The sequence below is a fragment of the Nostoc flagelliforme FACHB-838 genome, assembly GCF_014698065.1.
GTDB classification, from domain to species: domain Bacteria; phylum Cyanobacteriota; class Cyanobacteriia; order Cyanobacteriales; family Nostocaceae; genus Nostoc; species Nostoc flagelliforme_B.
Map to the genome: position 1 here is coordinate 1 of NZ_JACJSI010000096.1, position 23562 is coordinate 23562.

Below are 23562 nucleotides of genomic sequence, written 5' to 3' on the forward strand. Positions count from 1 at the left end.
CGCTACCGTAGGGAAAGGGCTTTCACCTCAGCACTTGAGGGGTAGGATTTACACCTACATTATTAATCAGTTGTCTAGGCTTGAACCTAGCAGTCAATCCCCTAGACCCATACGGGTACTAGTTTCTGACTAACGAATCGCACCCCAAAACGGTTTGTATTGGTTGGTCGCTTTCACAAGTCCGTTTACCCCCATAGCTGGGTTACGCACAATCTGAGTGGGCATTCCTTCTAACTGCCACTGTGACCAATAAAAGGGGGTCATGCGAAATGGTCTGTTATCTTTGTCCTGACACACCAATGTTTTTTTTGGGGTTTTGACACAGAAATAAATTCTGTCGCTGCTGGTTCCTTTCCAAGCCATCGCAGCCGAGCTAATACCCACAGTTAAACTTAGCCCAATTGCAACAGCTTTTTTATCCATCGGTAACTGTCCGAACCACTTCATTAAACCCGATTGTTGTGACTCGGATAACTGTTTATGTTTTTCACTTAAATAATTCATTTCCTTTGACTACCACCAAATAGAAAAATCATTAATATCGCTAGAAATATGCCCACTCCTGCACCATCCATCCAACTTGAAGATTCAGTAGTTTTTGGCTGATACACCTTTTCAATTGAAGTATTAGCAGTAATAGTAGAAGTTCTCGCTTCATTCCATTCACTAATCGGTTCGGAAAGCGCACACAATAACGCCAGTGATGCACTGCAACCAGTCATTAAATTAGTGACGAAATTATTAAATCCTTCACCTGTTGCAGTGGCAGTAAAATACAAGTGTGCAGTACCCACAGCTAAAAACATTCCAACAGGATGAACCTGCAATAGATGAAAGGTGAAAATTACTGCACTATTCAAGCAACTGCCAGCGACAATTTCACAGGCATTACCAGCACGTCTAAATGTTCTACCTCTGTTATTTTCTGGTAATGGTTGTGGCTGTTCGGGTTGTTGATGCTGCTTAGTTGATTGTGGTGTTTGTGCCAGCCCTTCATGCAAGAAAGGGCTGACGCTATGAGGATCTTCATTTCGTTTCCTTACTAGCATCAGCCTTACCTAATTAATTGATTATCTGTCGCCTAATTTCTGCCACAAGTTACCCAACATTGCACCCCAACCGCGAACTGTTCCTGTTGCAGAAACACTTGATGCTGGTGCATGATTTTGGCTAGTAACTGGTATTACTTCTTGGGGTGCAAGATTTGGTTCTAATGCCCTTGAGCCAAACCTTGCACGGGCTAAAAGTTGTTGACGTTTCTCTCTCAGTCCTGTTGTGATTGCTTGCCTTTCGGCTTGCACAGTTTGCTTATTTTCTATACCGCTAATCTTGTTTTCATGTCTCCACAATTCAGCTTGTAAATCTTGATGCAATTGGGCTGCAACTTCGGTTAAAGCGTGTTTGCGTTTTTGGTCAATTCGCAGCAGGTCGGCTCTATCTTGGGCATCTATCTTACTCATCTCTGAATCAAATTCCGAATTGAGTTTGCGAATCTTGGCGATAGCACCCGCAACATGAGAGCCATATTGTTTACGAAGTTCGACCCAGGTTACTTGTCCTTTGGTCAGCTTCTCCATTGCCTCAAAGACGACCTTAGCGTTGTCTAAAAAAGGCTCTAGTCTGTCAGATAATTCTTGGGCATTATTCGCATAATCAGCGAACTGTTCGAGCTTATTTATATCCGAAAGATAGCCCAGAATATCAGACTCAAATCCCCCCCAAGATTGCGCTTTTTCATCAATGTGGCTTGCATGACCAACTACCGGATTACGTATTGCAAAGTCCATTGCGTTATTCTCCTAATAAGGTATGTTGTCGTAGTTGATATCACTCGACTCTTGGGGCACTTGATCCCAGTAACCCATCTCTTCAAATCGGTTATAAATTCTCGTTGCTAATTGCCTTACGGGGTCGTCAAAATCATCAGAGATTAAATCAAATCTGTTTTCACCAAACGCCAAGATATTTGCAATATCAGGGTCAATCCCATTGCCCAAGAATTGACCAAATGCAGCAGAGTATGGATGGTCATCGATGGTTGAATGAGTTGCTAGAAATTCCGTTCCTGTGAAGGGTGGGTAATCTTCACTCTCGAATATTGGTGTGGAGAGTGCCTCAATATCCGCCGAAATCATTGCTGCCCATTGTTCAGGATTTTCTACTTTGAATTGCTGCTTTCTTAGGGCGGAGTCAGTCAGAGGCGATTTGCCCCAATCGTTGGGATTTTTGTAATCAAGTGCCATGTTAAAATCCTTCTGTACTTTTCGTTTTTGCGGCGAGAGATACGTCCCCTAGTGAGGCGATTGCAATGATTGGTAGTCGGTGCAATCGCTTCATCATCAGTTCTCACAAAACTCAACAAGTTCAAAAACCTCCCTCTGCACTTGGTTTTGGCTTAATTCTTTTCGTTTGCCTTTCGAGTCATTGAAAATGAAAGGGGCATTGACTCGACAATTAGAACGATGGCTGTAGCGCAGTTGTTGACCACGGAATTGGTACAGATGATTACGCTGTAGGGTTGTTTTTGAAAGCATTTGTTTGTCCCTCAACTTGGGAATAAAACTCGATATTTAGGATTGCTTCGTGAATCTCGAAGAGTGCCTGAATTGCGTCACCGAGGCGGAGGTCATTTGACGTAGTGAATCGCTCTGATGCCTCTAGTCTCATGTACTCTGGTGTTGCCCTCAACATCCTCAAACTCTCTTCTTTTCCTTTGATCATTGCTAAAATTTGCTCTACAGTCAAAATTTGCTGCATAGATATACGCTCCAAAGAAACTAGGAATTGTAATGCAAGCTATTAGAAGGACTGGGCGGATTTTGAAAGCAAGCCACTGATAATCAGACTCTAATTTGTCCCTATTATTGTTTGTTTTGGTTGACATACATTACTAAGCCCACAGTAAATAACCCAACTCCCAAAGGCGATATAACTGCTGCTACACCACCAATTAGCGAGAGAGTAGCCACACCAGAATAAAAACAAACTTCAGTTAGTAAGTGCATTTTTCTTGATTGAGAAACTTTGTACAAAAGGAATAGAAATCTGGCATCGGATAATGCCATCCTTGAAGCAATATCTAGGGGTTTGCTGCTAGGTTCAGAATCTCTTGCAATGACTTTTGAGCAGTGCGCTGTTTCTGGGTTATTCCCCGTTGGGACAAAAAATCTTTTGCGTTCACCCCTTTGATGGAATGAGCAGCAGTCACAAACTCGGTTGCAAACTGATCTAAATAGCTTTCTAAGCCATCTCTGACAGTGTTGGAATGAATTTCTACAAAGTTGTCTACAACTGCTTGACCACTCAAATAAGCGAGGGTAGAAGCAATTTTCTCAATAGTCAGCACGTAATTACCAGCAAATTCCTGAAGGGCATTGAGAGTACCATCAATAATCTGTTGCTGTTGTTCTATTGGTAAAGAACTATCGCTAGAAGGAGCAATCGCAGCTACTTCCCCCGTGTTTTGTTCAAGAGCCTTCTGCTTGAATGTGTTGGCTAGGGTTTCAAATTCTGCCAAAGTTATTTCCTTGAGGCTATCAAAATCATCGGGATAAGCTTCAGTGAGACTGAATCTGACAATCTCCTCAGCAACTCCCAAACGTTCGGCAGATTCTTTAATAGAAATCATTTCTGGCTTATTGGTTTTAGTGGAATTAGGATTCATGCAGCTGTACCTCTTTGAATTACTTGGGCGAACTGTGCTTGAAACTTGGCTTGACTGAATTCCTGGGGATACTTTCTGATGTAGTTCTTTACCCGTTCGACAGAACGCAGATTAGCCATCACTCGTCCAATGCGGGACAGAACCCAGCTTTGGTATGGGGATAATGGGCAAGAGCGATCCGTACTGCCATCAGTTTTTACTGGGTAGGCTTGCCGATAGCCATCTATGCGGTAAAGAGCTATGCCGTCCCAGCTGACTAAAGTTGAACGGGCAACGTTAAGAATTCTTGCGAGTTCAGATTTCGTAACATAACTAGAGCAAAACAGACCAGGGGAATCTAAATCAAGTCCCCGTGAGGAGTTTGACGCTTTCATAGAGCATCTATTGGTTAATGGGCAAATAGTGGCTGACGGTCAGCGTTAGGTACTGATAGGGGTAAGACAGGCATCTGATAGCTACCGTTACTTTGTCAAATCCACACGCTAAAAGGATTGATTTATATAGCTTTTCCTTGCTCGGTGGACAGGCATCAGTTAACGGAGCTTGCTGTTTTCCTGTCTTGTCTGTTATTATGGCTCCAGGTGAGTCACTTGTCAAGTAAAGACTCCATTGAATCGACAAAGGCTTCTTTCGGATGATAATGAGTTACTAGGAGTAACTTGTTGTTTTATGCCGTCAGATAAGCCAAGAATACAAATTAGGTTTGAGGAGGAAGATTTTGGCTATTTAGAGGAATGGGCTAAATCGGAATTTATACCAGTAACGCAATTATGTAGATCATTGATTCTTAAGGCTGTAGCCAACCACAAGAAAGAAAAAGGAGATAACAAAGGAGAAACAGGATGACTTGGCAGTAATAAGACAACTGCTAACATCAGCAACTACCTATGCTGAATCAGCAAATTGTCGGCTTGACCGCGTTGGAGAAAAACTAGACCAGGCGGTTAGTAGACAAGATGCCACTGATGCCTAAATAGCCTAACTACTGTCAGCGCAAACAGCTACGGATGCCAAACTAGAACGACTGACTGAACGGGTTGACCAACTTTCCAGCAGGATGGATGAGTTTGTCTTTCACACACAGCGAATATTCAACCAACAGGCGACAGTTTTGGAACGTGCGGATGGACGCTCTGAACGATTAAAAGCCATCATGCAACGGCTAGACCGTAGCTACGAAGAACAAAAATCACAGTTTCAAGAGTTTCAACGCATTACTGGCGCAGCTTGGAGCGAATTGACAGAGTTTTGGACTACTTACTACGTCAAATTGGGGGTGATGCGAGCTAGAGAAATAGTGCGAATAGCGCACCAGGAGTGCTGTCTTTCAATCTTAAAGTCAACTTAATTCAGGAGGTGAGTAGCATGAAGCGCCAAAAAAATAAAAGCCGAAATAGCCCCTCTGTTTAAAGAGCGGCATTTGGCTGGTATGATTTTTTTTACAACCAAGAAGTGGGTCAGCTAATCTCCTACAACTTCAATCAGTGGCGGCGTCGGAAACCAAAAACTGATTTAGTTACGAGGGGACTGCTCTGTGATGCGTGCCCTTACAGGTACGCCCGTAAATCTATATTACAAGATTGTTGCCCAAATCTTGTTACTTTCTGTTGGAAAAATTCCAGTTAAAAGTGACAAATTTTTTTACATATCTTTTGATTTCATCAAAATCTGACAAAACACTTAAGAAATTGGTGAAATTAGCTCTTAAGCAGCAGCCTTGAAATATATCCAGCATTTATGGCACAGAACCCGCTCCAATGACCACCGTTTTCACAAATTGGAGTTAACTATGACGAGTACCGGGTTACTACCAGACAACAGCCTCAAAACTTTTGATATTCGGAATTTTACAGAACAGCTAACTCCTGCTAAAGAGAAAAATAAATACATCTGCCCAGTTTGCGGTGGGCATAATTTATCCATTGTCCAAGAAACTGGGAAGTACAGCTGCTTTAACCAGTGTGAGTGCAAAGACATCCGGGAGGCGATTAAACCCTGGGCTGAAGTGGTGGCAGAAAGAGCAGGGGCTAATTACACTCCATCCCTAAACCGTTTGGCTGCGAAGCCTAAGAGAATCTTGCCCAAACCAGCACCAATTCCAGATGGTGAATTAGGTTTGGTGATGTTGACCCAAGCGGCGACTGACATACCCCAAACTCAAAACATAACTTGCAAGCTCCCAAAGGGAATACCAGGGAATGCAACACAAACAATCTATCCTTACTCACAAACCCAATGGGTAATTCGCTATGAATGGGCAGATTACATCAAAGAGAAGGGAAAAGATAAATCTTTCCGCCAATGGCACAGGCTTCCAGATGGCACTCCAGAGATGAGAAAAGGGGATGAACCCTGGAAAGCTTACCGCATTGATGAAGCGATCGCTGCTAGTAAATCTGTACAAGGAACCCCGGCACTACTCCAACACGAAGGGGAGGGGTGCGTAGAAGTTGGTCGAGAGCATGGGCTTGCTGGATTTACGTTTCAGGGCAGTGGGTGGGATAAGAAAACCATCACCCCAGAATATCAACTTTTGAAAGATTCAGGCATAGGATTAATCGTTTTTCTGCACGATGCCGATGACACTGGACTAAAGAAACTTGCGACCTGCCAAGAATGCGCGGCTGAAGTAGGAATCGCATTGATCGGAATTAACCCTCACGACATCTGCCCTGGCTTACCATATAAATCAAGTGATATCAAAGAAATTTTGGGGCAGATGGAAGTACCAGAGTTTATCCGCAGGCTAGAGCAGGAGATCCACGCGGCTGTGGCAGAACGGCAAGAAATAGAAGCTAGCGTGTCCAATGTCCAAAATAATGACTCTGTAGGGACGAACTTTACCCAGCAAGCTTTTCACGCTTTATATACAGATAAGCATTGGATTACTATTAACGATGAACTTTATTTCCACACTGGGAGCTACTACAAATTATCTCCAGACTCCAAAGAACGTAAGCGCATTACTGACTTCTGCGATTCTTACTCAATCGAAGATGCCAATGGTAAAAAAGATTATCCTTATGCAACACCAAACTGGGTTAAAAAGGTTCTTGAATGGGCGAAGCTACGAACAGAAATTGACCCAGAACTAGTTAACCCTCCCGGAACAAACTGCACTAATGGAGTCCTAAAAATTATTTGGGATAAAAAAGATTTTACTGTTGAACTAAAACCACACACACCAGAGGATTACTACACTTACAAGCCATTAGTGGAGTACAACCCTAACGCAGATGATACCTATTGTGAGCAATTACTATCATGTTTGGATAAGCCACAACAAGAGATATTTATAAGGATCGTAGCCGCATCTCTTGATTTAGAAACTGTCAGAAAATTTAAGGGTAGACAGGTAAGGGCATTATTAGCAGTTGGTCTGGGTTCTAACGGTAAAGATGCTTTACGTAGGTGTTTGTCCTCTATTTATGGGGAAGAGAAAGCCTTTACATCTGTTCCCCTGACTGACTTCCAGCTATACGATGAAGGTCGAAAATTTAATTTACATCCATTAATGGGTAGCCGTGTTAATTGGGCTTCAGAAAATGCCCAAACTTGCAGAATTGATAGAATTCAAAGTTTAAAGCTTTTCATTACTGGAGACAAATTACATTATGAACGCAAGGGGAAAGACCATACAGAATTTACGCCGAATGGAATAGGTATCTTTAACTTAAATGAAACCCCAGCAATTCAAGGAGTACTAAAAGCAATTGAAGATAGAATTGCAGTTTTAGAGTTTAGAAAGACTTTCACCGATAACCCTGACCCCAATAATCCAAACGAGTTAAAAGCTGACTCTCGATTTGTTTATGACTTGGATTTCATTAAATCTAACGTAGCCCCAGCATTTCTAAACAGGATGATAAAAGGGCTGAGGGATTTAATAGAACAAGGCATAGATTATAGCTGTACTTCTGATGCTTTTCGCAATCTCCAAAAAGAAAATAATCACCTTTTTGAATTCATTGAATCTGCAAACATAGGTTACGCAGAAGATGGAGAAATAGCAGTAAATGCTTTGTGGTCAAGGTTGGAACAATGGTACATCCAAAACGGGACATTAACTATGGACTCTGACGGCAACAGGAGAAGCTGGATAGACCAAGCCCGACCCAGTGACAAGAATGTTAAAGGGGCGAACCAAGTTGCTCCAAGATTTATGCAACTTTTCCCCAAAGCCATTAGAGGTACTAAGTACTGCAACATTGCGAAAAAAGATATTCCTATACTCAAAGGGATTGGAATTACTGAAGTTACCCGACCCAGTTTGACCGAAACCCGACCCAGTTACGACCCAGTTACCGACCCAGAAAACCAGCTACAGCAAGCATCCCGACCCACCCGACCCACTTTTTCTAACTTTCAAGAAAGTAACGTTGAGGAACCAATAGAAAAATTTACTTCGGTTCCTCTTCCAGTGCAAAAAGAGGAATACCCCCCCCTAACTGGGTCGGGTGGGTCGGAAGTCTTGCCCAGCAATGATTATTGCCCCGGCAACTGGGGCGGAAATGGGTCGGATGACTTAGAAGGTGGGTCGGGTCAATTGCCGAGCGAGTCTGAGTTCTCATACTCACTGTTGCAGCTTGAAATCGACGGCGGGGATATTGCAGGGTTTGTTGGTTGTCAAGTTGAGGTGCGATCGCTCAGTGGAGCAGTCAAGTTTGCAGGTGAGATGATTAACTACGACTCCAAGAATGGGATTGTGACTGTGGCAACTGAGCAAGGGAACCGAGATGCAATTTTATGCGAGACGTTTGTAATTGACTAAGGAATATTCTCTATGAGCGAAAAAGCTAGATCCTTATCAGATGTTGAATTTGAGTCAAATATTGTTTGGCTAAAAGACATTAGCAGTATCCCTTATGTTAGAGAACATCTTGAAAAATTTGCTAGCAGAAGAAAGGGAAAGCTTAAATACGGTAAGTATCAGATTATTGGTTATTCTGAATTAGAAAGTGACGCTCCTAGTAGAATGCCAGGGTGTTTCTCACGTCGGGTATTTTGGCTTGCAGATCATGATCGTTTTTATGAAGAAGGAGGAGTTTATAAGGTTAGTTGTCCAATGGAAGCTGTAGATCCGTTAACCGTTAAAGCAAAAATTTTAGGGAAGAAAACAGAGAGAGCTTGGAACGGAACGTTACCAAAGGATGTTTACTAGCTAGATTTCTTAGTACCCCAACGCGATCGCAAACTTAACTTTTGTAAATGCTTGTGCAGTTGTAATGCCGACCGTTTAGGCTGACCACTATCGTATTGAGGTGCGCGGTAGAGAGTTAGTCTGAAAAAAGTTCGTATACGAACTAAAAATTTACCTCAATGGCAGAATTATGGCTTCTTTATGTATTATCAAAAATTAGCTCCCATTATGGCTGATTTATGGCATCTCAATGCCAAAAAAGTGATCGCGCCAGATCAATATATATAGGCAGCAATTACACGTAATGGCTCAATCGTGTAACGCTGCACTCCTTAACTTGGTAAGGAACGCGAATGCTACTCATCATAATCTTTTTAGTTTTTACGTAGACGGATATAATGTTTAGGTCGTAATCGGGCGTGAGTCTTCATGGTCGAGCAAGGAAGTCAGTCACCGTCTAGTAATCAAACTATTGCAGACGAGATGACAGCTTATCTTCAAGCATGTCTGGCAAATCGCTACTTCATGGGATCGGTATTGGTTGCCCGTGCAGGTGAAGTACTGTTAAGTGCAGGCTACGGCATGGCTAACCTGGAACATGATGTTCCCAATACACCTCTGACAAAGTTTCGCATCGGTTCCATTACTAAGCAGTTCACCGCAACAGCAATTCTGCAACTTCAGGAGCAAGGTTTGCTATCGGTGCATCAAAAGATTTCAACTTATTTGCCCGACTACCCTAACGGCTCACCACCTAGTTCTTGAGCTAATCGCCCAATTACAAAGCGTTTACCATCAATTTCAATCAATACTGACTGGTCATCGGGCTTGAGCCGTTTCCACTGGTATTCACTGACTTCTTTCACGACACTGAGCAGACATTGCACAACGTTATTGGGGTCAATCCATTTCACAAAACGGTTGCCGCCATCAAAAACTACTTGCGGTCTTATCTGTCCGTGCTGTGGACTTACAAACCCGTTACTTGGCGGATATGATAAGCCGTAAACTGGCTGGATATATGCGTTTGTCATGGTTCAGATTTTAGAGTTAATCCTTTGATTGATAAGCGTTTGCGGTCAATTCTAGGCGGCTACTCAGTCCACTACCTATTTATCCTTGGTGTGGCATTTCACGCGCTTTATCGTCCGTTTTGCGCTCATGTCTACAATTTAGCACATTAATTCACTTTGTACATTAGTGAAATAGTGAATTTACAGCATAGTTACTTATCGATATGCAAAAATGAATAATGAAAATTAATACAATATTTCACTAAATTAGATTTAATATGACTGAGAAGCAAGTATTTGTGAGGGGGAAGATAAGTGAATCTCAAAAAGCAAGATTTAAAGCTGCTTGCGCCCTAATAAATAGACCTATGGATGAAGTAATGGCAGAGCTTATTGAAGAATGGCTTAAAACTCAAGACATTAAATAGAAATGAACTAAATCAGTACATACGTATTGATTTTTAGTACTTTAGTACTGCAAGTCCATTAAAATTGATACTGTTTCAATCTTTATAATGCTTGCAAAATAAGCATAATTCTTAAAAAGACATTGCTAACAATATTAGTAACGTCAGGTATTCGTATGGATTTTAATGTTATTAAAAAGCTTGTAAAACCTTGTTCTGCCTGGAATTAAAGATAAAAAATAAATTATTTTATTTTGGAAAGTCGCACATTTACTATTTATTTTTATGGAAGATAAATTACTATGTAATAAGACTATACCCTTAGTCCATCTTTTCTAAGTGTCATGTCACCAGATATACATAAGGAAAGAATGCCTCCCCGGACTCAACTTGCTTCTAACAAGTTGTTTAACAGTCCCAGAAGACACCCCTTTGTTTTGTTTGAAAAATCATTCAAATTTCTTTATAACCTAATGTTATCAGTTCCTAGTACTTCTTACAACTTCCTACAACAGGTTATAGAGAAATTTAATTAAAACTTTGGTGAATCTTCGGGGGAGGTAAAGCCCACACAATTTACCTCACAAGGATTTCACAATGGTAGCGATTTTAAAAGGACAAGAGACCGTTGGCGGCTCCGTTATGCCAGGGGCGTTCGCCTCCTTCGACATCCGAAATTTTCAAGACCAGTTAGAGCCATCCAAAGCTAAAGATAAGTTTATTTGTCCAGTTTGTGGGGGTAATGACTTATCTATCGTCCCAGAAACCGGGAAGTACAGATGCTTTAACGGTTGTGAGTGCAAACACGTCAGAGAGGCGATTAAACCCTGGGCTGAAGTGGTGGCAGAAAGGGCAGGGGCTAATTACACTCCATCCCTAAACCGTTTAGCTGCGAAGCCTAAGAGAATCTTGCCCAAACCAGCACCAATTCCAGATGGTGAATTAGGTTTGGTGATGTTGACCTCTACTGTAACAGATATACCCCAACCTCAAAAGTTAACGAGTAGACCACCAAAAGATGTTGAGGGTAGTGCCACCGAAACAATTTATCCTTACTCAGAGTCGCAATGGGTGGTTCGCTACCAGTGGCCAGATGCGAATAAGGAGAAAGGTTACAGCAAGACCTTTCGGCAATGGCATAGGCGACTTGATGGCACACCCCAAATGAAAAAAGGCGATTTGCCTTGGGGAGCATATCGCATTGATGAAGCTTTAGCTGCTGCTAAATCTGTGAACGGAACCCCGGCACTACTTCAGCATGAAGGCGAGGGATGCGTAGAAGTTGGTCGGTCGCATGGTCTTGCTGGAATTACGTTTCAGGGCAGTGGATGGGATAAAAAGACTATCACAAGAGAATATCAACGCGCAATTGAAGCAGGCATAGGATTAATCGTTTTTCTGCATGACCCCGATGACACTGGCTTGAAAAAACTCCAGACGTGTTCTGAGTGTGCAGCCGAGGTAGGAATTGCATTTATTGGAATTAACCCTCACGACATCTGCCCCGATTTACCATATAAGTCGAGTGACATCAAAGAAATCTTGGGGCAGATGGAAACACCAGAATTTATCCGTCGGTTAGAGCAGGAGATTCACGCGGCCGTAGCGCAGCGATCGCTTGAGTTGGCAGAATCCGAAACTATTGAAAAAGAAGTTACGGATTTATCTAATTCCAAAATAGATATTGACCCAGCAGACCCAGAAGCATTTTACTTGCCTGTATGCACTGCCATGAATTTACCCTATTCTAACTGCGTGACGGCGGGTACTTTTGATGGCTGGGCTTACCGAAAAATCTTTCCTCAAACTGAATGGATGGTAGTAAATTCATCCTTTTACAAGTGGTCACAAGAGAATAAGCAATGGCAGCACCAAGATGATAATAAAGCTTACAAGCTCCTCGCTGACGCTGGAGAATCCGCTTACAAGCTCTCTTACACAAAGACATTTGGCTGGAGAATAACCAAGCCTTACGAAACTAACGCACACAAGGAATCTGCCTTTAAATATTGCCGCAGTCGCTTAGAACCAGCAGAACCACTGCCAACCAATACTCATTTATTAGGGTTTAACAATTGTGTCGTTGATTTGCGAACTGGTGAACAAATGCCTCATCGCAAAGATTTTTACCTGACTAATATCATTCCCCACGATTATGAAGCCAACAAACCATGCCCAGAAGTTTTTCTCAAATTTCTAAATGAAAGCTTTGGGTCAGAATTGGTTGAAGTGATTCGGGCGTTCACGAGTATGTTTTTAGACCCAACTGCCCCTTATGGTCGGTTTCCCCACTTAATTGGCTTAAGTGGTGGGGGCAAGGGGACATTGGGAAGGTTTTGGAGTAGTTTATTTGGCGAGTCCGGCTCTAGTAGCGCCACACATTTTGCGGATATTTCTACACCGGAAGGACGGCATCAATATTTAAGTGGAAAGCGGATATTTGGATTTCCTGATGTAGGAGGTTATGCCGAAGGAGTCCGAGCTTTTTACGAATTAGTTGACAATGGGCCAATGAGCGGACGCGCTTTATTCAATCCAGTAGCTTATTCAATCCAGTGGTACATTCGGTTTTGGATTGCCTCTGTAAGTCATCTACAAATCGAAAATGCTGGCGACGGCTGGATGCGTCGAGCTTACCCAATCCCAGTAAAAAACCGAGATGTCACCCCTGACCCAACCTTGTGGCTGAAGCTACAAGAGGTGAAGTCGGACATAATTTCTTGGGCTTTAGCAATGCCACGAGCAGAACGCGATCGCATTTTGTTATCGCCTCCCTCTTCAGATCGGGCGAAGAATCTGGCGCTAGAGGCATCTTTGTACGGGGACTCAACCAAATCCTTTGTAGACTTGTGCTTACGCCCCTCAACGACCGAAACATTTATCCCACAAAGTCGTTTACACAGCTGGTATGTACTTTACTGCCGGGAACATGGTTATGCTCCTTTGGGGATGTCCAAATTTATTAGCCATTTAAAAACAGTCTTGCCCCACAACTTCAAGGAACGTAGCTGGACACCCACGGTCAACGGAAAGCGTGAAAGAATTCAGTCCCACTTTACATTCATTGAACCACTGGCTGGGGTCTTTGAGATGAAAGTACCGGAGGGGCCACCGGATTCTTCACTTTCCAGGGCGGAATTTTGGTATTGCTTTAAAGATAAATGCCTTGAAGGGGGAATAGAAGAATTTGATGAGTTTTTTCACCCTACCAAAACGCCAGAACCCTTACACAGCTTACCTGTCCACCCTGTCCACCCACTAAATCCCCCGACATTTGACCCTGGACAGGCTGAAACCCTTACACAGCAGGGCTGTCCACCCTGTCCAATTGTCCTCCCTCAAGAATTAGCATTGCAAAAAAAAGATGAGGAAAATAATGAAAGTGAAGTTAATCAATTCGTTGATGTAATTGATAACCCTTCAGTCCCCAATGAAAATGTGGACAATCTGGACAGCCTTGCTGTGACTGGCTTTGAGCCTGTCCAGGAAGTAAATCTTGCCGAAAACGGGGTGGACAGCCAGGACACCCCTGCTGTGACTGGATTTTCTCCTCGACAAGATGGTGAATTGATAAATACACGAGAAAGCGAATTATCTTGCCCGGAATTGAAAGTTGGGGATAAAGTTGAGTTTTTCAACGACAGTGTTCGCAAGTGGCAAGTCGGAATCATTAAGAGCGTTCAACTAATGGAAACATATTTCTGTAGCGCAACAATTGACTATCGAGGCTTTAAAGGTCAATTATGTCAATTAGAAATCTTTAGGAGTGATTGGATAAAATTTCTGCATCATTTGCGTTAAATCAGTTAACAGTTATTGTCACCGATGTAAAACCCGATTAGGGAATTTTGCAGCATCGACAATGCCGCCAGTGATGTAGACACTTGATAGACAATTAAGATTGAATTAGACCGCGATTTCTCCCCTATTAACAATAATCATGGCATCTGCTGAATTTACCTCGCTTGAGTCAACCCAAGCAGTACCGACAGTTGAAACCCCATTGGATGAAGAACAAGTAAATGTTGATACGCCAACAGAAACAGAAATTGAATCGACAGCAGCAATATTTCAAGCTGTTGGGGTAATTACTGGGTCGGTCAACTTCAGTTCAGATGGACAAAGCACTGTTACTATCGGTAGCTATGAATACCCACTTTACTACTCGAAGCGACAATGGGATGTATTAAACGCTCTCAAGAAGGAAATAGAAAATACTGGCAACCATAATCAGCGTTTGGTTGTTTATCCAAAGGCAATTCACTTTCCACGCAGAGAGCAACCGCATCGCATCGCTTTTCAGTTAGTGGGCTTTGACAGAGGGCGAAAACTAGATGCCGTTTCAGGAGAGTTAGAAGACCTGGAGTTTAAATTATCGGGATTATGGCAGTTCATTCCTGTCTGCTCAACTCCCTGTATCTCGGTGTTCCGAAATTTCTCTGATGAAAGACTCGAATTTATTAAGCAGGCCGAACCTGCCCGAAAGGTGAAATTCATGAAGGCTAGTCATATACCTTTGCTATGGAAGGATGCATCCGTCCGACCCTTCAGATTTAATCCCAAGGTGGCTAAAGAGGAGCAAGGACGCGCAGTCTTTGTCACAATTAAGGCCAAATTTCTGCCAGGGCGTGATGTCTTCGGTTTTGTTGCACTGACTGCGCTACCTAAAGATTCTGCACCCAGATTTCTCAAAGCGTCTAAGGAGGATAAAGCCACAGTGCAGTCAGCAGCTAAGAAAGCGCAAAGAGCAGCAGCACCACCTGCACCAAAGAAAGGTAAGTCAAAAGCGACTAGTCAGGATAATACCTCTGTGCCGCGTACCAAACCATTACCAAAACCAAAGTTAAAAACGGGTGACTAAAACCGCTTTTTTGTTTTATCAGTCAATGCCATCGCAGATCGTACTTTAGCTCAGGATTGAGTTAAACTCAACCTCGTTATCTCTTGCATTGGTGCAGTAGGGATCTCGCCAGATCAATTGGCAAGTAGACACTTTTGACAGCAGTAAAATCGAACCATTATGAACCTCTGTAAAGGCTGTAAGTATGGAGTTAAATTCCGAACCAACATCGCAATCCACTCAAAAAGCCGACACTCAGGTGAAAATCACACGGCATGATTTACTCCGTATGGTTGAAGAGAACGGTGGTCCAGAGGGACTTGACCTATCAAACGCTGATTTATCGGGAATAGACTTAAGCAGTAGCAGTATAAGTCGCGATTTGCAAACGCTTCAGGTGCAAAAGAAAATTCACCTTCCTGTTTGGGCAACAGAGATAGTGAAGACAAGCCCTAGTGGTGCAGCCATGTGGAAGCTCAATCTGACTAAGGATGACGGAGCACCTCTTTCCCCAAAAGAAATTTCAAGTTCTCTTCGTTATGGCGTGAATCTCAAAGGCGCAATCCTGAGCGGAGCCGACTTGCAAGGAGCAAATCTTGAAAGAGCTGAATTGACAGGTGCCGATTTAGTTCAGGCAAATTTAGAGAGCGCAAATCTATGGGCATCTGTACTCGATAATGCCAATCTGTGGCGTGCAAATCTAAAAAATGCTTATCTTGCTAAAGCTAGTTTTCAAGAAACTATTGTATCAAATGCTAATTTGGAAAATGTCAATGCGCCCTTCACGGACTTTCATCGAGCAGATTTCTCTGGAGCCAACTTGAATAATGCATCTTTTTACGCTGCAAATCTATCAGAGGCGAAGCTAAACGGGGTGTTTTTAGGAAGAACTAGCTTATGGCGAGCGAACCTGCGAGATGCACAGATATCAGTTAAGAGTATTGGTACAAGTGTGTTACAAGAAGATCCAGAAGCATTTATGGCACACTTGGAACACCACTTAGGTTCGGAGCAGACGCCACAATCTTTTACTAAACCCTTTAAGCGCCGTTTTAGTGAGGCACGAGATGTCTATTTGGCATTGAAAGCAAACTTCTCTGACACTGGGGATAACTTGGCAGCAAGTTGGGCACATTTCAAAGCACGGGAGATGCAAAAGCACACCCATCATCCTCAACGAGCGGGGTTTTGTTACTATCGCGAATTGCCACAAAACTCATCATCCCGGATTTCTCCGCGTTTATGGTGGTTTTATTTCAAGCACACCGTTCACTGGCTACTCAGTTGGGCTGCGGAGTTATCCTGTGGATATGGTGAACAACCCTTCAGAGTTATTGCTTGTTCAGCTGTTATTCTTCTGGTCTTCCCTTTTCTATATGCCTTAGTAGGTGGTGTAATTAACACGTCAGGGCAACCATTACGGTGGGTTGACTATTTCCATTACAGCTTGGCTGCATTTAGCACAATTGGATTTCCCGATTTGGTTCCTGCTAGTGATGTTGCTAAACTGCTCACTAGCCTGGAGGCTTTGTTGGGGATTGCGAGTCTATCACTACTCATGTTTGCGTTAGGCAATCGGATAAGTCGTGGATGAAGAAAGTGGCTTTAGATGACCGTTCAGAGTTCAGCTTGGCGTTAAAACAACGGTAAATCAAAGGTTTTGAAAAGTTGCTTGACATAACTTTACAAGGTGTCCCGTTTGCCATGTATTTCGGCATATCCCCTCTTACTCTCGTCTCACAATTCACTCACGGTAATTGGATCTGGTAGAGACGCTAAAAACTGGCTAATTAAGCAAAACTTATGAATTCACGGAAGAATGAGGATTACAGACAACGCGATTGATAAGCATTATTAAACGATGTGGAGTTGCAGTGTACTCTTCACGGGAAATAAAGGTTTGGGGCAGTTACGCTATCAAATTGACATAACATTGTCTAAAAACTATGAAAATTAGTGGTTATTTCATTTGTTTGTCAAGTGGTGTGTTACAACTTGTCAAAAATTAAAGATAAAACTCTAAGGCTGTACAAATTAACCATAATATGAGTGACGGTTTTTGGTTGTTTCAGGTGCTTCGCATAACCCCGATTTATTCTCATATATATTTTTGATCGCTGAGTGCTAAATACGGCTGAAATACCCAAATTGTGTGTAGTACTTATGTACAATGCGTAAGTCCTATAATTGTGTGCAAAAGTGAAACTCTATAAACTCTAATAAAAAATAAAAAACTGATTACCGATTTTGATATACACTGCTTCAAATTGCTAAAAATTTGCTAGCTGTACCGCAACTGTTACTTCTTTAGAAAGGTAGGATATAAACTATGAACAATCTTTCGTACTGGATTAAATGTCTAGGAATTGCAATAAGTGGTGCAATAGTTTTCTCTGGAAGCTCTTTAATTGCCCAAACAAATATTGACCCAACTAAAATTCAAGTTAGCGATACGAATTGTTCACAAGTAATTTTAGGTAAAGATGGCACGCAATGGGTTTGCTTATGTAACGGTCAGATGACTGATTGTCCTTGCCCAAAGCCATAATATTATTGTCAAGTTAACCGCCCCTTCATCATCGCTGATTTCGTTATGACCTTCGCACAAGCTATCGCCCCTTTTACTAAACTCAGGTGTGGTGTGATAGCTTTTTCGCTAGGGATTTGACTGGAAAAAGCGGACGCATTTATTAATTGATAGTCATTCGCAATAACTTCAGAGTGGCTTGTCTTTCAACGGAGTAATGGGGCTTCAAGCAGTGTAGACTGTCCATAATAATATGACGCGTACACCGGACACTATCCCGAAAGCTAAATGAGGCCGCCACCCCCAACTCGTCTACCAAACAAGCATTACAGGTCTAGAGAATACCTTACACCAAGTGAGGTGCGATCTCTACTCGATGCTGCGCTCGATCGTAAAGCTCGTTATTCTCACCGTGATTATACACTGATGTTGCTCATGTTTCGCCACGGTCTGAGGGTGGGGGAAGCTGTAGGGGCTAAATGCGGGTTGCGGTGGGATGCCCTGATGTGGGCCGAACGTCAGATTTTCATCACCAGGGAAAAGGGCAGTGATTCAGGGGTGCATCCCTTGAGAGATGATGAACTGGAATTGCTCAAAGAACTCAGAGAGATGTTGCCCGATAGCAAATACATTTTCGTTTCCGAACGCGGTGAGGTGATGTCCACTGATGCGGTGCGAAAGCTGCTTGGGCGACTGGCGGCACAGGCCGGGCTTGATATCAAAGTTCACTGTCACATGATGCGCCATGCTTGCGGTTACTATCTGGTGAATCAGGGTTATAACACTAGAGAGATTCAAGACTTCCTGGGACACCGTGATATCAAACACACTGAAAAATATACCAAGCTGAATGCTCGACGTTTCCTTAATTTTGATTGGGGTGATTTGTAACATTTTGACTGGGGGGATTTATCCCTACTCGACCAAAAAGTAATGATAAATGAGACATTCAGTTAATAGTAAAAATCACCGCCGTTATGAAGGTATTAGTTACGGGCAATGAAGGAATGATTGGTTCGGTTGTGGAAAAAGTTTTGCGTGCCGACGGATGTGAAGTGATTGGCGCGGTGGTTACGAGTATGAACTAGAACCTTACAAAGCCCTGATTAACACTCAACTTGCTAAAGAAGTCATAGGTTGGGTTCCGCTTCACAGATGGCGGACATAAAGTATCTAACATCGGCGCAACAAAGGCTGTAGCCTGAATTCGGGAAAAGTCGGCTTATATAATTATGACGACATTTCATCAAAATCACCAGAAAACAGCTTTACAAGCGAAATTTGATCTGACGACGATTTTTACTTATGATTTGTTAAAACGGAAAATGAAACAAGAAACATTTACTATTTTGTCCAGAGTGTACGACCAACTACAGGAGATAGCAGCACAATTGTACACAGCAGCAGAAGTAGCATTACAAAATAATGATTTTGACGATGCTAGTTTGCTTCAGAGTAGAGCGGATAAAATTTATGAAGAAGCTGAAAATATAGACACCTTGATAATTGAACTGGAGGATAGATGAAAACTGTAGAACAATTAAAAACTCGCATTCAAGAACTAGGCAGACAAGCTGCACAGTTCAGTCAACAAGCTGTTGAGATTAGTAAAACCAACCGGGAACAAAGTAAAAGTTTAATGCAACAAGCTAAAGAAGCTAGTAAAAGATGTCAATTATTAATACAAGAATTAAAAAGACAAAGTAATTAATTAAATAGCTCTAAAAACTCTTTAACGCTGAGGGGTTTTCATTGCATTGTTCTGCTGAAAATCTAACTTTAGAAATACCTTGCCGCCACATACAGGAGATATCGGGACATTGGACGAATGGCATTGGAGCGTTATTTGGGTGTCACTGAAAAGCAGAAGCAAAACGCGACTCTGCAATGTCTAGTTTCTTTCTCTAGAAAGATGTTTGCCAGCACTATAAATTCAACACTAAAGAAAGCTGTACCATTTAGCAACTTATGACTACCGATAGCTCAAAGCCACTCATAGATTTTTCTGACGCTAAAGAACCTCCTCGGTCTCTTAATCTTGAGCATGAAGCGGCTCCCATTGAACCAGAAGAAGTTAGTAGAGATGTCCAGCCAGATCCTGTTCCTGGTGATTTCAATAGCCAGGAGGGAAACACAAAAGATATTGCGAATAGCTCAATAATTAATGCCAATATTTCGGCTGGCTAACAGTTCCAATCTGAATTATGAACATTGTCAGCTCAGTTAGGGCAAACGCAACTGAATTTGTCAAAAATATAACCCTTATAAGCGAATGGCACGCTTGATTCATGTGAAACCTCGTGAGGGCTATCTTGTTGGGGGTAGGGTTGCAGCTTCGTGTGTTCCAAACAATTGAATGCGAGTGCGTTAAGTAGTTCAACATCTTCTTAATTCCCTACACCCGAACCTGCAACCCCACACCCTTTCATCCAGGAATACCAGGGATTTACGCTTTACAAGCGTGCCATTCCCTTATAGGCAAAAGAATCAAAAATCTAGATACGTTAGCCCTGCTGAATTATTTTCCCTTCATGTCGGGATATGGTAGTTTGACGACATCGAATTAAAGGCTGAACACACAAGGAGTTGAGGTATTTTGTGACTTGTTTATTGGGTTGCGAACGCAACCCAATAAACAAGTCACAATTTATTTACCAAGCACTACGAACTGCCTCATCAATCCCCTCTTTAGCCTGTCTGATTGCTGCATCTTCGGAATAAGCATTGCCAGAATCCGTAATAATAATAAGGCTAGTATATTTTGTATCAATCTTCCAGTCCCAACGCCCACGACTGTCTTCCATAGTTTTAATGGTGCAGCCTTTGTAATCCATTTCGTTAACGCCATCAAATCTAGACATAATTTTGCTCCGTAGTTTAGGTTTTATGAACCTCTTAACGTCATATTTAGCACATATAAGGTTGAATATCTCGCACCTAGTTGGGATATAGAGAAGCAACCGCTCTCGCTCACCTACACCAAAGTTAGCCAAAACTCGCCAATCATTGATAATATTTTGGCGAGTTTCGATATTTGGCGAGATTTATGAATAAGCAGGAAGCAGCAGATTACTTGGGTGTCAGTGTTAGGGCTTTAGAGCGCTACGTTCAACAGGGGCGAATCAGCGTCAAGTACGAGAAAGGTAAAACTCGCCCGACTGCCAACTTTGACCAAACCGAACTGGAAGCATTCAAGGAAGAACTAAACCAACCGACCGTAAAACCTGCCTTTGAATCTCGCCAAATAGCGACAGAGCAACAGTCACAGACAGGTAAATTAGTGCATTCTTCTGGCGAGATTGCGGAGTTTGGCGAGATTGGGGTAATTGATAAATTGTCCTCAATCATTGAAGGGCTGCTGGGCAGAGGTGACAATCAGCCAGTAGTGCCGATCGCTGATAAGCTACTACTGACTATTGCAGAGGCACAAGCGCTAACTGGGTTGTCTAGAGAATTCCTGCGAGACACAATTACGGCAGGTGAGTTAAAAGCCAAAGTAATTGGCAAGGGTTGGCGAGTTAAACGCAGTGACCTACAAGAGTACGTTGACAAGCTGTTTTGATTCTCGCCAAATGACGACAGGGTAAATCTCGCCAATAGCGTAGAGTATATTCCGGTATTTGAAACAGTGGCGATATTTGACGCGATTGCATAGGAGTGCAGTCTTGAAAGCGATCGCAACCAATGACCAGATGGAGAAATAATTAGTCAATCTCTTGTGAAAATGTTCCATTCCAAGCTCTTGTTGTTATCTGCCCTAGAACTTTTGGAAAAACAGTTAGTGGATCTATAGCTTCTATTGGACATCCTTGCTTATAAACTCCATCAGGCTGATAAAAGCGATCATGCTTTGCAAGCCAAAATATTCGCCGAGCAAAACATCCACTTCTACCAGTGTTAGGAGCTTTGTCTTCTAGTTCTGCATAGCCAATGATCTGATAGGTTTGATACTTAACCTTTCCCTTTCTTCTACTGCAACAAGTATTAAAATATTCTCTAACATAAGGAATAGCATCGATATTGCTTAACCAAACAATCTTTGATTCAAACTGAATATCCGAGGGAGTTTGAGATTTTACACTCATAGTAAAACTTCCTTGTGTAGCAATGCTGCCTGCTTTTAGCATTATAGGCATCACCGTGCCTATAAGGGGTTGCATTCTACGCGCTTGGCTTCAAGATGTGTCTTTCGTTGCTCGGAAAATATTTGTATTATATATAATACATAAAGAACATAGGGTTGAGAGTATCTCTTATGGCTGAACTTATTATAGTAATGCAACCCACTTTGAAACATTACGCTGATTACTGGTTGATGGGACAGGCATCAAAACTTTGTTCGCATGCTGAAATCATTGCTTGGGCTGACCAACTTCTCGAAGAAAGCGACCATCCAGCAGACTGGATGATTGAGTTATCTACAAGCCAAGATAAACATCTATTAGACGTTATCCACCTGCTCGATTGTATTCCAGGTGAAAGAGATTTTGAAGTTTCCTTCAGATTGTTAATTGCAAAATTGGGTGTAGTTTATCCAATTGTTTTACCTGAGAATGGTCGATTCGCACAACCGGAACACAGTCAGTTATTTAGCAAGCTGTATTTCTTAATTAATAAGCATAACGAACTCTCAGACGACTTACAAAAATGCATTTATCAGATTTATTCTGACCTTGACGATATTGAACAAGGGTATTGCGATTGGTCAGTGATACAGCAAGACTATGAGGAACTTCTTTGTGCTGGTCGTGATTACAAGCAGTGGATTGATTTCAAAGCTGCGTAGCTAAAAACTCAGATGAAATGAACACTATACTTGAAGGCCCGTCATTGAAGGGGAGCAGGACTGGCTGATGGAAAGCTTTATTACAAGTGATTGCAAGCCTTTATAAAATATCTGTCGCTTAAGAGCTTTTCTTACATCAGGCAGGCTTGTTTGTTCAGAGTATATGCTCTACTCATACAGGTTTAAATTTGAACTGTTCCGGTATACAATCTGTTTTCTGAGGGGTCATGCTTAAAACTGCTGGAATTCATGTGCAATAGATATTTTGGCAGTTTTTGACTCCTCTTTTCTCCAGCTTCGTGAGAAATCCGGGTAACGCACGACCCGCACCACCGTTAGCAACAAACTGATTGACTATAGCGGCGGCGGCCCTAATGGGTAAGCCGACAATCATCACAACAGCCTTGGCGCAAAAATCTATGATTTGACCAAGCGTTCGCTTCTTACCTTTAGGTTTACCATCACTGTTACCAGTGCTATTACTTTCTGCACTTGATAAACCTAACGCCATTACTTTTTCCTCACTGGTTTGATATTTTGAACGCTTTTACAAATCCCTTTGGCTTTGTGCTTCCACTTCCAAATTCCTTCTTCAATCTGACCTATGCAGCGCCCAGAAGCATGAAAAACATCAACAATTTCATCATCTTGATAAAGGGTTGGGTCTGGTCTGGGATTGCGTTTACTGCTGTCAAAATAATTCGTGATTCTTAGAGAACGAGTTGTGGGCATGACTCCGGCCTCATATAAGGCATTGCTGGTTTTAGCCCGTTCTTCTATGCGCTGACGTTCTAATCCTTCGGTGGCTTTTAAGCGTTCTGCCTCTGCATAAGCCCCTAACTTGGGAATCAAGGGGATGAAGAAAGGCAAAAAACAGACACTAACACCAGTCAAAGCTAAATACAGTTGCTTCTTGTACATCTCACTGTGCCATTGCGCTAATCAGTGCAAATTTTTCCCATTGCTTTAACTCATGCAGTCGTTTCAATACTGACTCCGCTTCGTTGCTAGGAGGGTTAGAAGGTTCACACTCTACCCATGCTTCATGAGCGATTTTTGCAATTAACCAGAATGTGTCTGATTCGTTCATCTTTTCTAGCCCTTCCCCCCATGTCTCACACATATCTTTAATGAGTGCGTTGTCGTGGGAAAGTGAGTAATATCCTACGGGGTGCGCCATTTTGA

32 protein-coding genes are annotated in these 23562 nt (G+C 42.3%); 17 read left to right on the plus strand and 15 right to left on the minus strand.

The annotated features are described in order from the left end of the window. Positions 1-129 precede the first annotated feature (129 nt). From H6G97_RS29040 to H6G97_RS29080, 9 genes are all read right to left on the minus strand, one after another. Positions 130-504 (minus strand): hypothetical protein, encoded by a 375-nt coding sequence (locus H6G97_RS29040; RefSeq protein WP_190944004.1) that lies wholly within the window; start codon positions 502-504, stop codon positions 130-132. Continuing rightward, positions 501-1049, minus strand: coding sequence for a hypothetical protein (locus H6G97_RS29045; RefSeq protein ID WP_190944005.1), 549 nt, complete (start codon positions 1047-1049; stop codon positions 501-503). The genes H6G97_RS29040 and H6G97_RS29045 overlap by 4 nt, the downstream gene beginning before the upstream one ends. A gap of 21 nt (positions 1050-1070) precedes the next feature. Continuing rightward, positions 1071-1787, minus strand: a complete 717-nt coding sequence (locus tag H6G97_RS29050; protein WP_190944006.1) for a hypothetical protein — start codon at positions 1785-1787, stop codon at positions 1071-1073. A gap of 12 nt (positions 1788-1799) precedes the next feature. Continuing rightward, entirely contained in the window at positions 1800-2243 is a 444-nt protein-coding gene (locus H6G97_RS29055; RefSeq protein ID WP_190944007.1) for a hypothetical protein, read from the minus strand. Positions 2244-2339: 96 nt separating this feature from the next. After that, a complete protein-coding gene (locus H6G97_RS29060) occupies positions 2340-2534 on the minus strand; it encodes a hypothetical protein (protein ID WP_190944029.1) in 195 nt (64 codons plus the stop codon). After that, positions 2506-2757 (minus strand): hypothetical protein, encoded by a 252-nt coding sequence (locus tag H6G97_RS29065; RefSeq protein ID WP_190944008.1) that lies wholly within the window; start codon positions 2755-2757, stop codon positions 2506-2508. Before H6G97_RS29065 ends, H6G97_RS29060 begins: the two co-directional genes overlap by 29 nt. A 104-nt stretch (positions 2758-2861) precedes the next feature. After that, positions 2862-3005: a hypothetical protein gene (locus H6G97_RS29070; protein ID WP_181374386.1), complete on the minus strand. Its 144-nt coding sequence runs from the start codon at positions 3003-3005 to the stop codon at positions 2862-2864. Positions 3006-3079: 74 nt separating this feature from the next. Then, entirely contained in the window at positions 3080-3664 is a 585-nt protein-coding gene (locus tag H6G97_RS29075; RefSeq protein ID WP_190944009.1) for a hypothetical protein, read from the minus strand. Then, positions 3661-4038 (minus strand): hypothetical protein, encoded by a 378-nt coding sequence (locus H6G97_RS29080; protein WP_190944010.1) that lies wholly within the window; start codon positions 4036-4038, stop codon positions 3661-3663. Before H6G97_RS29080 ends, H6G97_RS29075 begins: the two co-directional genes overlap by 4 nt. Positions 4039-4333: 295 nt before the next feature. Here H6G97_RS29080 and H6G97_RS29085 point away from each other — a divergent pair, with 295 nt between their 5' ends. The 6 genes from H6G97_RS29085 to H6G97_RS29105 all read left to right on the plus strand — a co-directional run bounded on the left by H6G97_RS29085 (position 4334) and on the right by H6G97_RS29105 (position 9569). Beyond that, positions 4334-4510 carry a hypothetical protein gene (locus tag H6G97_RS29085; protein WP_190944011.1) on the plus strand — a complete coding sequence of 59 codons (177 nt, stop codon included), beginning with the start codon at positions 4334-4336 and terminating at the stop codon, positions 4508-4510. Position 4511: 1 nt separating this feature from the next. Continuing rightward, a complete protein-coding gene (locus H6G97_RS54905) occupies positions 4512-4637 on the plus strand; it encodes a hypothetical protein (protein WP_277883347.1) in 126 nt (41 codons plus the stop codon). An 84-nt stretch (positions 4638-4721) separates the two neighbouring features. After that, positions 4722-5012 (plus strand): hypothetical protein, encoded by a 291-nt coding sequence (locus H6G97_RS52985; RefSeq protein WP_242055361.1) that lies wholly within the window; start codon positions 4722-4724, stop codon positions 5010-5012. A gap of 441 nt (positions 5013-5453) precedes the next feature. Further along, positions 5454-8435: a DUF5906 domain-containing protein gene (locus H6G97_RS29095; protein ID WP_190944012.1), complete on the plus strand. Its 2982-nt coding sequence runs from the start codon at positions 5454-5456 to the stop codon at positions 8433-8435. Between the two features lie 12 nt (positions 8436-8447). Further along, positions 8448-8825: a DUF6009 family protein gene (locus tag H6G97_RS29100; RefSeq protein ID WP_190944013.1), complete on the plus strand. Its 378-nt coding sequence runs from the start codon at positions 8448-8450 to the stop codon at positions 8823-8825. 408 nt (positions 8826-9233) lie between these two features. Then, on the plus strand, positions 9234-9569 hold the full coding sequence (locus H6G97_RS29105; protein WP_242055362.1) for a serine hydrolase domain-containing protein: 336 nt from the start codon (positions 9234-9236) through the stop codon (positions 9567-9569). On the opposite strand, the gene H6G97_RS29110 is transcribed toward H6G97_RS29105, so the two are convergent. After that, a complete protein-coding gene (locus H6G97_RS29110; protein ID WP_242055365.1) occupies positions 9539-9838 on the minus strand; it encodes an acetate and sugar kinases/Hsc70/actin family protein in 300 nt (99 codons plus the stop codon). The genes H6G97_RS29105 and H6G97_RS29110 overlap by 31 nt on opposite strands. Positions 9839-10095: 257 nt before the next feature. Between H6G97_RS29110 and H6G97_RS29115 the strand changes: the two genes are divergently transcribed. The 9 genes from H6G97_RS29115 (at position 10096) to H6G97_RS29155 (ending at position 19778) form a co-directional block, all read left to right on the plus strand. After that, positions 10096-10245 (plus strand): plasmid partition protein ParG, encoded by a 150-nt coding sequence (locus H6G97_RS29115; protein ID WP_083782524.1) that lies wholly within the window; start codon positions 10096-10098, stop codon positions 10243-10245. Positions 10246-10821: 576 nt separating this feature from the next. Further along, a complete protein-coding gene (locus H6G97_RS29120; protein WP_190944014.1) occupies positions 10822-14025 on the plus strand; it encodes a primase-like DNA-binding domain-containing protein in 3204 nt (1067 codons plus the stop codon). Between the two features lie 139 nt (positions 14026-14164). Continuing rightward, on the plus strand, positions 14165-15085 hold the full coding sequence (locus H6G97_RS29125) for a hypothetical protein (protein ID WP_190944015.1): 921 nt from the start codon (positions 14165-14167) through the stop codon (positions 15083-15085). A gap of 184 nt (positions 15086-15269) precedes the next feature. Further along, on the plus strand, positions 15270-16658 hold the full coding sequence (locus H6G97_RS29130; protein ID WP_190944016.1) for a pentapeptide repeat-containing protein: 1389 nt from the start codon (positions 15270-15272) through the stop codon (positions 16656-16658). A gap of 735 nt (positions 16659-17393) precedes the next feature. Then, the gene (locus H6G97_RS29135; RefSeq protein WP_190944017.1) at positions 17394-17612 is read left to right on the plus strand and encodes a hypothetical protein; all 219 of its coding nucleotides are present in this window, start codon (positions 17394-17396) and stop codon (positions 17610-17612) included. 267 nt (positions 17613-17879) lie between these two features. Beyond that, complete coding sequence (locus H6G97_RS29140) at positions 17880-18482, plus strand: tyrosine-type recombinase/integrase (RefSeq protein WP_190944018.1); 603 nt, start codon at positions 17880-17882, stop codon at positions 18480-18482. A gap of 341 nt (positions 18483-18823) precedes the next feature. Beyond that, on the plus strand, positions 18824-19117 hold the full coding sequence (locus H6G97_RS29145) for a hypothetical protein (protein ID WP_242055367.1): 294 nt from the start codon (positions 18824-18826) through the stop codon (positions 19115-19117). Further along, positions 19114-19302: a hypothetical protein gene (locus H6G97_RS29150; RefSeq protein WP_190944019.1), complete on the plus strand. Its 189-nt coding sequence runs from the start codon at positions 19114-19116 to the stop codon at positions 19300-19302. The genes H6G97_RS29145 and H6G97_RS29150 overlap by 4 nt, the downstream gene beginning before the upstream one ends. A gap of 257 nt (positions 19303-19559) precedes the next feature. Further along, complete coding sequence (locus tag H6G97_RS29155) at positions 19560-19778, plus strand: hypothetical protein (RefSeq protein ID WP_190944020.1); 219 nt, start codon at positions 19560-19562, stop codon at positions 19776-19778. A gap of 464 nt (positions 19779-20242) precedes the next feature. Here H6G97_RS29155 and H6G97_RS29160 read toward each other — a convergent pair whose 3' ends face one another. Further along, positions 20243-20452: a hypothetical protein gene (locus tag H6G97_RS29160; RefSeq protein ID WP_190944021.1), complete on the minus strand. Its 210-nt coding sequence runs from the start codon at positions 20450-20452 to the stop codon at positions 20243-20245. Positions 20453-20637: 185 nt separating this feature from the next. Here H6G97_RS29160 and H6G97_RS29165 point away from each other — a divergent pair, with 185 nt between their 5' ends. Then, positions 20638-21153, plus strand: coding sequence for a helix-turn-helix domain-containing protein (locus H6G97_RS29165; RefSeq protein WP_190944022.1), 516 nt, complete (start codon positions 20638-20640; stop codon positions 21151-21153). A gap of 142 nt (positions 21154-21295) precedes the next feature. Here H6G97_RS29165 and H6G97_RS29170 read toward each other — a convergent pair whose 3' ends face one another. Further along, a complete protein-coding gene (locus H6G97_RS29170) occupies positions 21296-21676 on the minus strand; it encodes a DUF6009 family protein (RefSeq protein ID WP_190944023.1) in 381 nt (126 codons plus the stop codon). Between the two features lie 170 nt (positions 21677-21846). On the opposite strand from H6G97_RS29170, the gene H6G97_RS29175 reads away from it, so the two are divergent. Then, on the plus strand, positions 21847-22377 hold the full coding sequence (locus H6G97_RS29175) for a hypothetical protein (protein WP_190944024.1): 531 nt from the start codon (positions 21847-21849) through the stop codon (positions 22375-22377). Between the two features lie 247 nt (positions 22378-22624). Here H6G97_RS29175 and H6G97_RS29180 read toward each other — a convergent pair whose 3' ends face one another. The 3 genes from H6G97_RS29180 to H6G97_RS29190 form a co-directional block, all read right to left on the minus strand. Continuing rightward, positions 22625-22888, minus strand: a complete 264-nt coding sequence (locus tag H6G97_RS29180) for a hypothetical protein (RefSeq protein ID WP_190944025.1) — start codon at positions 22886-22888, stop codon at positions 22625-22627. Continuing rightward, positions 22888-23298: a hypothetical protein gene (locus H6G97_RS29185; protein ID WP_190944026.1), complete on the minus strand. Its 411-nt coding sequence runs from the start codon at positions 23296-23298 to the stop codon at positions 22888-22890. The genes H6G97_RS29180 and H6G97_RS29185 overlap by 1 nt, the downstream gene beginning before the upstream one ends. Before the next feature lies 1 nt (position 23299). Next, the coding region (locus H6G97_RS29190; RefSeq protein WP_190944027.1) for a hypothetical protein at positions 23300-23562 on the minus strand (263 nt) is incomplete at its 5' end.

Coding starts and splice junctions, on each gene's coding strand:
- H6G97_RS29040 (WP_190944004.1), bottom strand. CDS start 504: ATGAATTATTTAAGTGAAAAACATAAACAGTTATCCGAGTCACAACAA.
- H6G97_RS29045 (WP_190944005.1), bottom strand. CDS start 1,049: ATGCTAGTAAGGAAACGAAATGAAGATCCTCATAGCGTCAGCCCTTTC.
- H6G97_RS29050 (WP_190944006.1), bottom strand. CDS start 1,787: ATGGACTTTGCAATACGTAATCCGGTAGTTGGTCATGCAAGCCACATT.
- H6G97_RS29055 (WP_190944007.1), bottom strand. CDS start 2,243: ATGGCACTTGATTACAAAAATCCCAACGATTGGGGCAAATCGCCTCTG.
- H6G97_RS29060 (WP_190944029.1), bottom strand. CDS start 2,534: ATGCTTTCAAAAACAACCCTACAGCGTAATCATCTGTACCAATTCCGT.
- H6G97_RS29065 (WP_190944008.1), bottom strand. CDS start 2,757: ATGCAGCAAATTTTGACTGTAGAGCAAATTTTAGCAATGATCAAAGGA.
- H6G97_RS29070 (WP_181374386.1), bottom strand. CDS start 3,005: ATGCACTTACTAACTGAAGTTTGTTTTTATTCTGGTGTGGCTACTCTC.
- H6G97_RS29075 (WP_190944009.1), bottom strand. CDS start 3,664: ATGAATCCTAATTCCACTAAAACCAATAAGCCAGAAATGATTTCTATT.
- H6G97_RS29080 (WP_190944010.1), bottom strand. CDS start 4,038: ATGAAAGCGTCAAACTCCTCACGGGGACTTGATTTAGATTCCCCTGGT.
- H6G97_RS29085 (WP_190944011.1), top strand. CDS start 4,334: ATGCCGTCAGATAAGCCAAGAATACAAATTAGGTTTGAGGAGGAAGAT.
- H6G97_RS52985 (WP_242055361.1), top strand. CDS start 4,722: ATGGATGAGTTTGTCTTTCACACACAGCGAATATTCAACCAACAGGCG.
- H6G97_RS29095 (WP_190944012.1), top strand. CDS start 5,454: ATGACGAGTACCGGGTTACTACCAGACAACAGCCTCAAAACTTTTGAT.
- H6G97_RS29100 (WP_190944013.1), top strand. CDS start 8,448: ATGAGCGAAAAAGCTAGATCCTTATCAGATGTTGAATTTGAGTCAAAT.
- H6G97_RS29105 (WP_242055362.1), top strand. CDS start 9,234: ATGGTCGAGCAAGGAAGTCAGTCACCGTCTAGTAATCAAACTATTGCA.
- H6G97_RS29110 (WP_242055365.1), bottom strand. CDS start 9,838: ATGACAAACGCATATATCCAGCCAGTTTACGGCTTATCATATCCGCCA.
- H6G97_RS29115 (WP_083782524.1), top strand. CDS start 10,096: ATGACTGAGAAGCAAGTATTTGTGAGGGGGAAGATAAGTGAATCTCAA.
- H6G97_RS29120 (WP_190944014.1), top strand. CDS start 10,822: ATGGTAGCGATTTTAAAAGGACAAGAGACCGTTGGCGGCTCCGTTATG.
- H6G97_RS29125 (WP_190944015.1), top strand. CDS start 14,165: ATGGCATCTGCTGAATTTACCTCGCTTGAGTCAACCCAAGCAGTACCG.
- H6G97_RS29130 (WP_190944016.1), top strand. CDS start 15,270: ATGGAGTTAAATTCCGAACCAACATCGCAATCCACTCAAAAAGCCGAC.
- H6G97_RS29135 (WP_190944017.1), top strand. CDS start 17,394: ATGAACAATCTTTCGTACTGGATTAAATGTCTAGGAATTGCAATAAGT.
- H6G97_RS29140 (WP_190944018.1), top strand. CDS start 17,880: ATGAGGCCGCCACCCCCAACTCGTCTACCAAACAAGCATTACAGGTCT.
- H6G97_RS29145 (WP_242055367.1), top strand. CDS start 18,824: ATGACGACATTTCATCAAAATCACCAGAAAACAGCTTTACAAGCGAAA.
- H6G97_RS29150 (WP_190944019.1), top strand. CDS start 19,114: ATGAAAACTGTAGAACAATTAAAAACTCGCATTCAAGAACTAGGCAGA.
- H6G97_RS29155 (WP_190944020.1), top strand. CDS start 19,560: ATGACTACCGATAGCTCAAAGCCACTCATAGATTTTTCTGACGCTAAA.
- H6G97_RS29160 (WP_190944021.1), bottom strand. CDS start 20,452: ATGTCTAGATTTGATGGCGTTAACGAAATGGATTACAAAGGCTGCACC.
- H6G97_RS29165 (WP_190944022.1), top strand. CDS start 20,638: ATGAATAAGCAGGAAGCAGCAGATTACTTGGGTGTCAGTGTTAGGGCT.
- H6G97_RS29170 (WP_190944023.1), bottom strand. CDS start 21,676: ATGAGTGTAAAATCTCAAACTCCCTCGGATATTCAGTTTGAATCAAAG.
- H6G97_RS29175 (WP_190944024.1), top strand. CDS start 21,847: ATGGCTGAACTTATTATAGTAATGCAACCCACTTTGAAACATTACGCT.
- H6G97_RS29180 (WP_190944025.1), bottom strand. CDS start 22,888: ATGGCGTTAGGTTTATCAAGTGCAGAAAGTAATAGCACTGGTAACAGT.
- H6G97_RS29185 (WP_190944026.1), bottom strand. CDS start 23,298: ATGTACAAGAAGCAACTGTATTTAGCTTTGACTGGTGTTAGTGTCTGT.